Annotated in this window: 8 protein-coding genes and 1 pseudogene; 5 read left to right on the forward strand and 4 right to left on the reverse strand. The window is 61.7% G+C overall.

From position 1 onward, the window contains the following. A partial coding sequence (locus BZ163_RS35090) for a hypothetical protein (protein WP_218190489.1) occupies positions 1-224 on the forward strand: 224 nt, incomplete at its 5' end. Positions 225-284: 60 nt separating this feature from the next. Next, the gene (locus tag BZ163_RS01830; RefSeq protein ID WP_128869555.1) at positions 285-1,049 is read left to right on the forward strand and encodes a GntR family transcriptional regulator; all 765 of its coding nucleotides are present in this window, start codon (positions 285-287) and stop codon (positions 1,047-1,049) included. Between the two features lie 152 nt (positions 1,050-1,201). Here BZ163_RS01830 and guaD read toward each other — a convergent pair whose 3' ends face one another. The 4 genes from guaD to xdhA all read right to left on the reverse strand — a co-directional run bounded on the left by guaD (position 1,202) and on the right by xdhA (position 7,379). After that, positions 1,202-2,506 carry a guanine deaminase gene (guaD, locus tag BZ163_RS01835; protein ID WP_128869556.1) on the reverse strand — a complete coding sequence of 435 codons (1,305 nt, stop codon included), beginning with the start codon at positions 2,504-2,506 and terminating at the stop codon, positions 1,202-1,204. 25 nt (positions 2,507-2,531) lie between these two features. Next, a complete protein-coding gene (xdhC, locus tag BZ163_RS01840) occupies positions 2,532-3,392 on the reverse strand; it encodes a xanthine dehydrogenase accessory protein XdhC (protein WP_128869557.1) in 861 nt (286 codons plus the stop codon). Between the two features lie 140 nt (positions 3,393-3,532). Beyond that, positions 3,533-5,932, reverse strand: a complete 2,400-nt coding sequence (gene xdhB, locus BZ163_RS01845) for a xanthine dehydrogenase molybdopterin binding subunit (protein ID WP_128869558.1) — start codon at positions 5,930-5,932, stop codon at positions 3,533-3,535. Further along, positions 5,925-7,379, reverse strand: a complete 1,455-nt coding sequence (xdhA, locus tag BZ163_RS01850) for a xanthine dehydrogenase small subunit (protein ID WP_128869559.1) — start codon at positions 7,377-7,379, stop codon at positions 5,925-5,927. Before xdhA ends, xdhB begins: the two co-directional genes overlap by 8 nt. Before the next feature lie 267 nt (positions 7,380-7,646). On the opposite strand from xdhA, the gene BZ163_RS01855 reads away from it, so the two are divergent. From BZ163_RS01855 to zipA, 3 genes and pseudogenes are all read left to right on the forward strand, one after another. After that, positions 7,647-8,306, forward strand: a complete 660-nt coding sequence (locus BZ163_RS01855) for a GntR family transcriptional regulator (RefSeq protein WP_128869560.1) — start codon at positions 7,647-7,649, stop codon at positions 8,304-8,306. Between the two features lie 2 nt (positions 8,307-8,308). Next, a pseudogene (smc, locus tag BZ163_RS01860) lies at positions 8,309-11,796 on the forward strand (chromosome segregation protein SMC). Between the two features lie 267 nt (positions 11,797-12,063). Next, positions 12,064-12,906: a cell division protein ZipA gene (gene zipA / locus BZ163_RS01865; protein ID WP_128869561.1), complete on the forward strand. Its 843-nt coding sequence runs from the start codon at positions 12,064-12,066 to the stop codon at positions 12,904-12,906. The last annotated feature ends 36 nt before the right edge of the window (positions 12,907-12,942 follow it).

Here is a 12,942-nt window from a genome sequence, read left to right on the forward strand (position 1 = left end):
CCAGCGAAGGCGTCGTTCATGGGCGCTGCAAGGCTCAAGGCCGCCTTCGGCTGGCAAGCCAGCTCCTACAGGGGATCGCGAAAACCACGGATTCTGCGATCAAGCCTAAACTCAAACGTAACGGACCGTTGCAATACAGCCAAGGCGGCAAACAGCCGTACAGTCGTGTTGCCACCGGTCATTGTGTACAATCGCCGTGTTTTTTACGCGATACTTGCCAGTGACCCACTGTGCCGTATTACAGTCACGGTCAATTCGCCGCCGTTCTACCGACTCGAGTGCCCATGAACGAACAGTTGCAGCCCCTAAAGAAACAACCGCGCGCAGGCAAAGCCGGGCGCAGCGGTACCCAGGACGATATTGTCTACGCGCATATCTTCGAGGCCATCCTCGAACAGCGTCTGGCGCCCGGCACCAAGTTGAGCGAAGAAGCGCTGGGGGAAATTTTCGGGGTCAGTCGCACCATCATCCGCCGTGCGCTGTCGCGCCTGGCCCATGAAGGCGTCGTGCTGCTGCGTCCGGACCGCGGCGCAGTCGTCGCCAGCCCGAGTGTGGAAGAGGCCCGCCAGGTGTTCCTGGCCCGGCGCCTGGTAGAGCGCGCGATCACTGAACTGGCCGTGCAGCACGCCACTGCCGAAGAGATCGCCGAATTGCGCCAGATGGTCGACGACGAGCGCGACAGCTTCTCCCGTGGCGATCGGGGTGCCGGTATCCGTCTGTCGGGCGAGTTCCATCTGAAGTTGGCCGAAGCGGCGAAGAATGCCCCCTTGATCAGCTTCCAGCGCAGTCTGGTGTCGCAGACTTCGCTGATCATCGCCCAGTACGAAAGCGGCAACCGTTCCCACTGCTCCTACGACGAACACACCCAGCTGATCAACGCCATCGAAGCACGCAACGCCGAGCTGGCGGTGGATTTGATGATGCATCACATGAATCACATCGACAGCAAGCTCAACCTTGACGAGGAAAGTGCGTCGGATGACCTGCATGCGGTGTTCTCGCATTTGTTGCAGACGAAGAAACCGGGGCGGCCTGTGGCCAAACTGTAGGAGCGAGCTTGCTCGCGATGGGCTTGAGGACGCCACGGGGTGTCAGGCTTCACGCGTAATCGTTAACGACCATCGCGAGCAAGCTTGCTCCTACAGCACAAAAAATCCCCCGCAACCAACGATTGCGGGGGATTTTTTATGCTCGAATTAACTTAACGCTGATGCACCAGATTCCCCGCCGCATAAGTCTGCAGAACCGTCCGGTCATCCCCCAGCGTCATCAACACGAACAAGGTCTCGGCAATGTTGGTGGCCTGCTTCAAGCGATAGCTCAGCAACGGCGTGGCGTTGTAGTCCAGCACCAGGAAGTCTGCATCGGTACCCGGCAGCAACGTACCGATCCTGTGTTCCAGGCGTAGCGCACGCGCCCCGCCGAGGGTGGCCAGGTAGAGCGATTTGAACGGGCTCAAACGCGCCCCCTGCATCTGCATGACCTTGTACGCTTCGTTCAACGTTTGCAGCAGCGAGAAACTGGTGCCGCCGCCGACGTCCGTCCCCAGGCCGACATTCAGTTTGTGCTTCTCGGCCATGGGCAGGTTGAACAGGCCGCTGCCGAGGAAGAAGTTCGAGGTCGGGCAGAAGGCGATGGCCGAGCCGGTTTCTGCCAGCCGGGCGCACTCGTCGTCGCACAGGTGCACGCCGTGGGCGAACACCGAGCGCTCACCCAGCAGCTGGTAGTGATCGTAAACGTCCAGGTAGCCCTTGCGCTCCGGGAACAGTTCCTTGACCCATTCGACTTCCTTGAGGTTTTCGCTGATGTGGGTCTGCATGTACAGATCCGGGTATTCACCCAGTAACTGCCCGGCCAGGGTCAGTTGCTCCGGGGTGCTGGTCGGTGCAAAACGCGGGGTGACCGCGTAGTGCAGACGGCCCTTGCCGTGCCAGCGCTCGATCAGCGCCTTGCTTTCGACATAACTGGATTCGGCGGTGTCGGTCAGGTAGTCCGGCGCGTTGCGATCCATCATCACCTTGCCGGCGATCATCCGCAGGTCCAGCTGTTCGGCGGCCTCGAAGAACGAGTTCACCGATTGCGGGTGCACGCTGCCGAACACCAGCGCGGTGGTGGTGCCGTTGCGCAGCAGTTCCTTGATGAAAATGTCCGCGACTTCATCGGCGTGGGCCTTGTCGGCGAACTGGCTTTCGCAGGGGAAGGTGTAGGTGTTGAGCCAGTCCAGCAGTTGCTCGCCGTAGGCGCCGACCATGCCGGTTTGCGGCAGGTGGATGTGGGTGTCGATAAAGCCCGGGGTAATCAGCGCATCCTGGTAATGGGTGATCTCGATGTCGGCCGGCAGGGTCGGCAGCAGTTCGCTGGCGTGACCCAGGGCGCTGATCTTGCCGTTATCGATCACCAGCAGACCGTCTTCAAAATACTCGTAGGAGGCTTCGATCCCCACTTCGGCGGGATCGGCGATGCTGTGCAGAATGGCGGCGCTGTAGGCTTTGCGAGTCAGAGGCATGGTCATTCTCTAGTTATGAGGCTTATCAGTTTGACGCTTTCAGGTTCGAGGCCTGACTGCGGCGTGATGCAGGCAGCAGCTTGGCAATCGAGGATCCGGCGCTTGCCGTCTGCTGGCCGAAATCGGCGTTATAGGTGGCGATGATTTCACCGGCGATGGAGATGGCGATTTCCACAGGCAGCTTGCCTTTGACTTCGCCGATACCCATGGGGCAGCGCATGCGTTGCAGCACGGCGTTGTCGAAGCCTCGTTCACGCAGGCGGTGTTCGAATTTCACCCGTTTGGTCTTCGAACCGATCAGGCCGAAGTAGGCGAAGTCGTTGCGCTTGAGGATCGCGGCGGTGAGTTCGAGGTCGAGCTGGTGGTTGTGGGTCATGACGATGCAGTAGCTGCCGGCGGGCAGGTCGTCGATTTCATCGACCGGTTCTTCGCTGACGATCTGGCGTACGCCATGGGGGATCTGTTGCGGAAATTCCGCTTCCCGCGAGTCGATCCAGCGCACCCGGCAGGGCAGGCTGGCGAGCAGCGGCACCAGCGCGCGACCGACATGGCCGGCGCCGAACACGGCGATCTGTGCCTGGACCTGGCCCATCGGTTCGAACAGCAGTACGGTTACGCCGCCACAGCACTGGCCGAGGCTGGCGCCGAGGCTGAAGCGCTCCAGATGAGTGTCCTGCTTGCCGCTGGCGAGCATCTCGCGGCCGAGCTGCATGGCCTTGTATTCCAGATGCCCGCCACCGATGGTGTCGAAGGCCTGGGTGGCGCTGATGACCATCTTCGAGCCGGCATTGCGCGGCGTCGAGCCGAGCTCTTCGATGATGGTCACCAGCACGCAGGGTTCGCCCTGGTTTTGCAGGTCGGCGAGGGCGTCGATCCAGTTGTACATGTTTCACCTCGACATCAGTGTTGTCTGTTCGGGCCTCTTCGCTGGCAAGCCAGCTCCTACAGGGGTCGCGTCGTTCACATGACCGCGATTCACCACCGATCTGTAGGAGCCGGCTTGCTGGCGACCCAGGCGCCTCGGCCTTAGAGCGAAGCCAACTCCGGCTCAGCCTCGACAGCCTTCGCCACCGTCAACTGCCGCATCTGCTCACACCCCCACAACACCCGCTCCGGCGTCGCCGGCGCGTCGATTTTCGGTTGATGCCGGTAGTCGCCCAGGCTCGCCACGGCGTCCTTGATCGCACACCACGACGCAATCCCCAGCATGAACGGCGGTTCACCCACGGCCTTGGAATGAAACACCGTGTCTTCCGGGTTCTTGCGGTTTTCCACCAGCTTCACCCGCAAATCCAGCGGCATGTCCGCCACCGCCGGGATCTTGTAGCTCGCCGGACCGTTGGTCATCAGCTTGCCCTTGGCATTCCAGACAAGCTCTTCCATGGTCAGCCAGCCCATGCCCTGGATGAAGCCGCCCTCGACCTGGCCGATGTCGATGGCCGGGTTCAACGAGTCGCCGACGTCGTGGAGGATGTCGGTGCGCAGCATCTTGTACTCGCCGGTCAGGGTGTCGACGATCACCTCGCAACAGGCCGCGCCAAAGGCGTAGTAGTAGAATGGCCGACCACGGGCCTGGCTGCGGTCGTAGTAGATTTTCGGGGTCTTGTAGAACCCGGTGCTCGACAGCGACACCTGGGCGAAATACGCCTGCTGGATCAGCGCTTCGAAGGTCAGGATGTGATCGCGAACCCCCACGTGACCGTTGTGGAACTCCACGTCTTCTTCGCTGACCTTGTAGTGCCGCGCGGCAAATTCAACCAGGCGTTGCTTGATGATTTCAGCGGCGTTCTGCGCGGCTTTACCGTTGAGGTCGGCACCACTGGACGCGGCGGTCGGCGAGGTGTTCGGCACCTTGTCGGTGTTGGTCGCGGTGATCTGCACGCGGTCCATTTCCACCTGGAACACTTCGGCCACCACCTGCGCAACCTTGGTGTTGAGACCCTGGCCCATTTCCGTGCCGCCATGGTTCAGGTGGATGCTGCCGTCGGTGTAGACGTGGATCAAGGCGCCGGCCTGGTTAAGGAAGCTGGCGGTGAAGGAAATCCCGAATTTCACCGGGGTCAGCGCCAGGCCTTTTTTCAGGATCGGGCTGTTGGCGTTGTAGCGACGGATCGCTTCACGGCGCTCGGCGTACTGGCTGCTTTGTTCCAGTTCGGCGGTCATTTCCTCGAGCATGTTGTGTTCGACGGTCTGGTAGTAGTGGGTGACGTTGCGCTCGGTCTTGCCGTAGTAGTTGGCCTTGCGCACCGCCAGCGGATCCAGGGCCAGGTGGCGGGCAATCGCGTCCATCACTTCTTCGATCGCGACCATCCCTTGCGGGCCGCCGAAGCCACGGTAAGCGGTGTTCGACGCGGTGTTGGTCTTGCAGCGGTGACCGTTGATGGTCGCATCGCCCAGGTAATACGAGTTGTCGGCGTGGAACATCGCACGGTCGACAATCGACGCCGACAAATCGGGCGAGCAACCGCAGTTGCCGGCCAGTTCCAGGGCGATGCCGTGCAGGCGACCGGTGCTGTCGAAGCCGACGTCGTATTCGACGTAGAACGGGTGACGCTTGCCGGTCATCAGCATGTCTTCGACGCGCGGCAGGCGCATCTTGGTCGGCTGGCCGGTGAGGTGCGCGATCACCGCGCACAGGCACGCCGGGCTGGCCGCCTGGGTTTCCTTGCCGCCGAACCCGCCGCCCATGCGGCGCATGTCGACGACGATCTTGTTCATCGACACGTCGAGTACTTCGGCGACGAGTTTCTGCACTTCGGTGGGGTTCTGGGTCGAGCAGTACACGATCATGCCGCCGTCTTCGGTCGGCATCACCGAAGAGATCTGCGTTTCGAGGTAGAAGTGTTCCTGGCCGCCGATGTGCAGCGTGCCTTGAATGCGATGCTCGGCGCTGGCCAGCGCCGATGCCGAATCGCCTCGCTGATGGGTGTGGCTGTCGAGCACGAAGTGGCGTTTACGCAGGGCTTCGACCACATCCAGAACCGGTTCGAGATCTTCGTATTCGATGATCGCGGCCATCGCCGCTTTGCGTGCGGTTTCCAGGTCTTTCGCCGCGACGGCGAGCACCGGCTGGCCGACGAACTGCACGTCATCGATAGCCAGCAGCGGATCGCCCGGCAGCAACGGGCCGATGTCTTTCAGGCCCGGCACGTCGTTATGGGTGATGGCGATGCGCACGCCTTCGAAGGCGTAGCAAGGCTGGGTGTCGATGCTGATGATTTTTGCGTGGGCGCGGTCCGACAGCCGTGCATAAACGTGCAGCTGATTGGGGAATTCCAGCCGATCGTCGATGTACTGCGCTTCGCCGGACACATGCTTGGCGGCGCTGTCGTGCTTGACGCTGCGGCCGACACCGGTGGTCAGGTCCTTGGCGAACAGTTCAGCCAGTTCGGCCTGGGTCTTCTCTACGGCGTGATGATTAGACATAAGCGGTCACCCGAGTCTCGATGTGCGGTGTTTGCAGTTCGATGAAGTATTTGCGCAGCAGGTTCTGCGCGCTGAGCAGGCGGTATTCCTTGCTGGCGCGGAAGTCCGAGAGCGGCGTGAAGTCTTCGGCCAGTGCGGCGCAGGCGCGTTCGACGGTGGCGTGGTTGAACGGTGAGCCGAGCAACACGGCTTCGCAGTGACTGGCGCGTTTCGGGATGGCCGCCATGCCACCAAAAGCCAGGCGAGCGTCGGCAATCACGCCGTTGTCGATGCGCAAGTTGAACGCGGCGCAGACCGCGGAAATGTCATCGTCCAGACGCTTGGACACTTTATAAGCACGGAACAGTTGTTCGACGCTGGCGCGGGGCACGATGATCTTCTCGATGAACTCGCTTTCCTGGCGCGCCGTCACGCGGTAATCGATAAAGTAATCTTCCAGCGCCAGGGTGCGGCGGGTCTCGCCCTTGCACAAAACGATCTGCGCACCCAGGGCAATCAGCAGCGGTGGCGAGTCACCAATCGGCGAAGCGTTGCCGATGTTGCCGCCGAGGGTGCCCTGGTTGCGGATCTGCAACGAGGCGAAACGCTGCAGCAGTTCGCCAAAGTCCGGGTACTCGGTCTTCAAGGCGTCATAGCAATCGGAGAGGGCGGTGGCGGCGCCGATTTCCAGGCGATCGTCGAACACTTCGATGCGCTTCATCTCGGCGACGTTGCCGACGTAGATCATCACCGGCAGGGCGCGATGGAACTGCGTGACTTCCAGCGCCAGGTCGGTACCGCCGGCCAGCAGGCGCGCTTGTGGATAAGCGTCGTAGAGGTCGGCCAGGTCGGCCACGGTCAGCGGCACCAGGCAACGCTTGTCGCCACTGTTGAGCTCGCCGATGTCGGTAGGCGCGATGGCTTTCAAGCGGGCGATGGTGTCGGCTTCACGGGCATCGAACTGGTCAGTCTGCTGGCCGCAGCAGGACTGTTCGGCGGCTTGCAGAATCGGCCGATAACCGGTGCAGCGGCACAGGTTGCCGGCCAGCGCTTCGTGGGCCTTGTGGGCGTCGGGCGCGTCGCTGTTCTTTTGCAGCGCGAACAGCGACATGACGAAGCCCGGGGTGCAGAAACCGCACTGCGAGCCGTGGCATTCGACCATGGCTTTCTGCACGCTGTGCAGTTCGCCCTGGTGTTTGAGGTCTTCAACGCTGATCAGTTGCTTGCCGTGCAGCGACGAAACAAAGGTCAGGCATGAGTTGAGGCTGCGGTAGCGAATGTGCTCGCGGCCGTCGTCATTGGTCTGCAGTTCGCCGACCACCACGGTGCAGGCGCCACAGTCACCGCTGGCGCAGCCTTCTTTGGTGCCGGGTTTGCCCACATGGTCGCGCAGATAATTGAGCACGGTCAGGTTCGGGTCCAGGGCGTGCTCGCTACGGAGTTCCTGGTTAAGTAAAAACTGGATCACGGAAGGCCTCGCAGACTCATTATTGTTGTTAACCGACATGAACCGAATTTAGCAGGTCTGACTTTTCGGTCAATGATTTTCTGACTTAAAGGTCAGGAAATTATCAAATGTCGATCAACGACCGGTTATCTTCATTATTGACCCTCGTTCGCCAGCCTGCTTTTTGCTTGAATCGTGCCAAAAACCACCGGACGGGCACTCCGCCCTGACGGATCAATTGCGCTACACTGCGCCGCTTGTGCAAATCGAAGAGTTTGAAGGACAACCATGACGTTCAAGGCGCCGGACAGCCTCGCCGAGCAAATCGCTCACCACCTCGCCGAACGCATCATTCGCGGCGAAATGAAGCCCGGAGAGCGCATCCAGGAACAGAAGGTCACGCTGGCCCTCAATGTCAGCCGCGGTTCGGTTCGCGAAGCCTTGCTGATCCTCGAGCGGCGCCACCTGGTCGCGATCCTGCCGCGACGGGGCGCCCACGTCACCGAACTCACTGTGCACAAGGTGCAGAGCCTGTGCACGCTGATGAGCGAGTTGTACATCCTGCTCGGCAACGCCGTAGCCAGCGGCTGGCAAGTCCAGGCCGACATGGCGCCGTTCGTGCAAATCCAGCAGCGCCTGACCGCCAGCTACGAACGCCAGGACATCCGCACCTTCGTCGATGACAGCTTCAACGTGATGCGCGCCGCGTACCCGTTTGCCAATAACCCGTACTTGCAGGAAACCGTCGAGAACCTGCAGCCGGCCATGAGCCGTGCGTATTTTCTCGCCCTGGACCAGCGCAAGGCGTCGATGAGCGAGTTCCTCGAACTGTTCGAGCGCCTGCTCGCCGCCGTGCTGGCCCGTGACTTTCCGCAGATCCGCGAGGTGCTGACGGCCTACGCCCAGCGCAGCTGCGATCTGGTGGTTTCCGCCCTGACGGACGCTTAAGCGTGCGGCTCAAGTGCATCAAGCTGGCGGGGTTCAAATCCTTCGTCGACCCGACCACGGTGAACTTCCCCAGTAACATGGCGGCGGTGGTCGGGCCCAACGGGTGCGGCAAGTCGAACATCATCGACGCCGTCCGTTGGGTGATGGGCGAGAGCTCGGCCAAGAACTTGCGCGGCGAGTCGATGACCGACGTCATCTTCAATGGCTCCACCAGCCGCAAACCGGTGAGCCAGGCGAGCATCGAGCTGGTGTTCGACAACTCCGATGGCACCTTGATCGGCGAATACGCGGCCTACGCCGAAATTTCGATTCGCCGCAAAGTCACCCGGGACAGCCAGAACAGCTACTTCCTCAACGGCAGCAAGTGCCGCCGTCGTGACATCACCGACATCTTTCTCGGTACCGGCCTCGGCCCGCGCAGCTATTCGATCATCGAGCAGGGGATGATCTCCAAGCTGATCGAAGCCAAGCCCGAAGACCTGCGCAATTTCATCGAAGAAGCGGCCGGCATCTCCAAGTACAAGGAGCGCCGACGCGAGACCGAAAACCGCATCCGCCGCACCCACGAAAACCTCGCCCGCCTGACCGACCTGCGCGAAGAGCTCGAGCGTCAGCTCGAACGGCTGCACCGCCAGGCCGAGGCGGCGAAGAAGTATCAGGAATACAAAGGCGAGGAGCGGCAGCTCAAGGCGCAGTTGTCGGCCCTGCGCTGGCAGGCATTGAACGAACAGGTCGGCCAGCGCGAAGCGATCATCGGCACCCAGGAAATCACTTTCGAAGCCCTGGTGGCCGAGCAGCGCAATGCCGACGCTGCGATCGAGCGCCTGCGCGACGGGCACCACGACCTGTCCGAACGCTTCAATCTGGTGCAGGGACGCTTCTATTCGGTCGGCGGCGACATCGCCCGGGTCGAGCAGAGTATCCAGCACGGACAACAGCGCTTGCGTCAGTTGCAGGATGACTTGAAGGAAGCCGAGCGCGCGCGCCTCGAAACCGAATCTCATCTGGGCCACGACCGCACGTTGCTGCTGACCCTGGGCGAAGAGCTGGACATGCTCACCCCGGAACAGGAAGTCACCAGCGCCGCCGCCGAAGAGGCTGCCGCCGCGCTGGAAGAGTCCGAAACCACCATGCACGGCTGGCAGGAGCAGTGGGACACCTTCAACCTCACGGCGGCCGAACCCCGGCGGCAGGCGGAAGTCCAGCAGTCGCGGATCCAGCAGCTGGAAACCAGCATGGAGCGCCTGGCCGATCGACAGAAGCGCCTTGGCGAAGAGCGCGCCTTGCTCTCGGCGGATCCGGAAGACGCGGCGATTCTCGAACTCGGCGAGCAGTTGGCCGCGAGTGAAGCGACCCTGGAAGACTTGCAGGCCAGCGAAGAAGCCCAGGTCGAACGCCTGGAGCAACTGCGTCAGGAACTGCAGCAAGCGCTGTCGGCGCAGCAGCAGGCCCAGGGTGATTTGCAGCGCCTCAACGGGCGCCTCGCTTCCCTGGAAGCCTTGCAGCAAGCCGCGCTCGATCCCGGCACCGGCACCGCCGAATGGCTGCGCGAACAGCACCTGGCGGATCGCCCGCGCCTGGCCGAAGGCCTGAAGGTGCAAGCCGGTTGGGAGTTGGCGGTGGAGACCGTGCTCGGCGCCGATCTGCAAGCGGTGCTGGTGGACGATTTTGCCGCTTTCGACCTGGCCGGGTTTGCCCAGGGCGATCTGCGCTTGCTCAGCCCCGCCAGCGATGGCGTGCGCATCGCCGGCAGCCTGCTCGACAAGGTCGAGGCGCAGATCGATCTGTCGCCCTGGTTAGGGCAAGTCAAACCGATTGAAACTCTCGAACAGGCCCTGGCCCTGCGCAGTCAATTGACCGCCGGCCAAAGCCTGATCAGCCGCGACGGCTACTGGGTCGGCCCGCACTTCTTACGCGTGCGTCGGGCCAGCGAAGCGGAAAGTGGGGTGCTGGCCCGTGGCCAGGAAATCCAGCGCCTGGGCCTTGAGCGCGAAGAACGCGAAGCCACGGTGGAAACCCTGGAAACCCGCCTGCAGAACCTGCGGGCCCAGCAACGCCAGCAGGAAAACGGTCGCGAGCATCTGCGCCGTCTGCTGCAGGACGAAGCCCGCCAGCAGGGCGAATTGAAAGCCCAGTTGTCGGCCGGTAAAGCCAAGGTCGAGCAGCTGACATTGCGCCGTACCCGTCTGGACGAAGAGCTGGTCGAACTCGGCGAGCAACGCGCGCTGGAGCACGAAAATATCGGCGAAGCACGCCTGCAATTGCAGGACGCCCTCGACAGCATGGCGCTCGATACCGAGCAGCGTGAGTTGCTGCTGGCCCAGCGCGACAGCCTGCGCGAGCGCCTCGATCGGGTGCGCCAGGAAGCCCGGCAGCACAAGGATCACGCGCATCAACTGGCGGTGCGCCTGGGTTCGCTCAAGGCCCAGCACGATTCCACGCGCCAGGCGCTGGAACGGCTGGAAATGCAGGCCGAGCGCCTGACCGAAAAACGCGAACAGCTGAGCCTCAATCTGGAGGAGGGTGAGGCACCGCTGGAAGAGTTGCGCCTCAAGCTGGAAGAACTGCTCGACAAGCGCGTGACCGTCGACGAAGAACTCAAGACCGCGCAGACGACCTGGAAGATGCCGATCGCCAATTGCGCGAAGCGGAAAAACGACGTAACCAGGCCGAGCAGCAATCGCAATTGATCCGCGGCCAGCTCGAACAACAGCGCATGGAATGGCAAGCCCTGACCGTGCGCCGCAAGGCCCTCGAAGATCAGTTGCACGAGGACGGCTACGACCTGCACGGCGTGCTTGCCACCCTGGTGGCCGGGGCCAACGAGAAAGACGCCGAGGAGGAACTCGAGCGCATCGCGGCGCGGATCCAGCGCCTGGGCGCGATCAACCTGGCGGCCATCGACGAATACCAGCAACAATCCGAGCGCAAACGGTATCTGGATGCGCAGAACGACGATCTGGTGGAAGCGCTGGACACCCTCGAGAATGTGATTCGCAAGATCGACAAGGAAACCCGAAACCGCTTCAAGGATACCTTTGATCAGATCAATGCCGGTATTCAGGCCCTTTTCCCAAAAGTTTTCGGTGGCGGCAGCGCGTATTTGGAACTGACGGGCGAAGATCTACTCGATACAGGGGTAACGATCATGGCGCGGCCGCCAGGAAAGAAGAACAGCACCATCCATTTGCTCTCCGGTGGCGAAAAAGCCCTGACCGCATTGGCCCTGGTATTTGCCATCTTCAAGTTGAATCCGGCGCCGTTCTGCATGCTCGACGAGGTTGACGCGCCACTGGATGACGCTAACGTTGGACGCTACGCACGGCTGGTAAAGGAGATGTCGCAGACAGTGCAATTCATCTATATCACCCACAACAAGATCGCCATGGAAATGGCCGATCAACTGATGGGGGTGACGATGCACGAGCCGGGTTGTTCGCGGCTGGTGGCGGTGGATGTCGAGGAGGCGATGGCGATGGTCGAGGCCTGAGTCGCGGGCTTGCAGGACAACGCAGCCCAGGTATTCGTCAGAAGCGGGACGAATTACCGGACGCTGGTTGCTGGCCAGTCGACATATTCGCGCAAGCCACGAGACAGACGGTGTAAAGTTGCCTTTGGTCGTGCTAGTTTAATGTCAATTTATCGTATGCGTGGGCAAAACGCCTGTCAGAACATAGAGTTGGCGCCACGTTTTAAAGCGGTTTACCAGCTGTAAACCCCTTATTTTTCAGCATTTTTTATAGAGGCACGGGATTACATGGAAATCGGTCTGCGCGAGTGGCTGATCCTCATCGGCATTATTGTCATTGCCGGGATTCTTTTCGACGGCTGGCGGCGCATGCGCGGCGGCAAGGGGAAACTGAAATTCCGTCTTGACCGGAATTTGTCCAATTTGCCTGACGAGGACACCAGTGCCGAGCTGTTGGGCCCGCCCCGGGTGTTGGATACCCATAAGGAACCGCACCTGGACGAGCACGATCTGCCGTCGGTGAGCATGCCGGCCCGTGAACAGCGCGAATCAGGCGCCAAGCGCGGCAAGCGCGGCGAGCCATCCCAGGGTGACCTCAACCTGGACCTGGAAGGCGGCCCGAGCTTCAGCAGCCGTGACGACGATTACCCTGACGACACCAAGGCCTCGGCCTCGACCAGCGACAGGGAGCAGCCGCAAGCCGAAGAAGTGCTGGTGATCAGTGTGATCTGCCGCGACGCTGCCGGCTTCAAGGGCCCGGCGCTGTTGCAGAATATTCTGGAAAGCGGCCTGCGCTTCGGCGAAATGGACATTTTTCACCGCCACGAGAGCATGGCCGGCAACGGCGAAGTCCTGTTCTCGATGGCCAACGCAGTCAAGCCCGGCGTTTTCGACCTGGACGACATCGATCACTTCAGCACGCCGGCGGTGAGCTTCTTCCTCGGCCTGCCGGGCCCGCGTCATCCCAAGCAAGCCTTCGACGTGATGGTGGCGGCGGCGCGCAAGCTGTCCCAGGAACTGAACGGCGAACTGAAAGACGACCAGCGCAGCGTGTTGACTGCCCAGACGATCGAGCATTACCGTCAGCGCATCGTCGAATTCGAACGCCGCGCCTTGACCCAGAAGCGTTGATCTGTAGGAGCCCGGCTTTGCCGGCAGCGAGTCTCA

Origin of the sequence: Pseudomonas sp. VI4.1 (genome assembly GCF_002029345.1) — a bacterium.
Classification (GTDB): Bacteria; Pseudomonadota; Gammaproteobacteria; order Pseudomonadales; family Pseudomonadaceae; genus Aquipseudomonas.

Excerpts from the sequence above, each read along its gene's own strand:
- BZ163_RS01830 (WP_128869555.1), top strand. The coding sequence starts at position 285 with ATGAACGAACAGTTGCAGCCCCTAAAGAAACAACCGCGCGCAGGCAAA.
- guaD (WP_128869556.1), bottom strand. The coding sequence starts at position 2,506 with ATGCCTCTGACTCGCAAAGCCTACAGCGCCGCCATTCTGCACAGCATC.
- xdhC (WP_128869557.1), bottom strand. The coding sequence starts at position 3,392 with ATGTACAACTGGATCGACGCCCTCGCCGACCTGCAAAACCAGGGCGAA.
- xdhB (WP_128869558.1), bottom strand. The coding sequence starts at position 5,932 with ATGTCTAATCATCACGCCGTAGAGAAGACCCAGGCCGAACTGGCTGAA.
- BZ163_RS01855 (WP_128869560.1), top strand. The coding sequence starts at position 7,647 with ATGACGTTCAAGGCGCCGGACAGCCTCGCCGAGCAAATCGCTCACCAC.
- zipA (WP_128869561.1), top strand. The coding sequence starts at position 12,064 with ATGGAAATCGGTCTGCGCGAGTGGCTGATCCTCATCGGCATTATTGTC.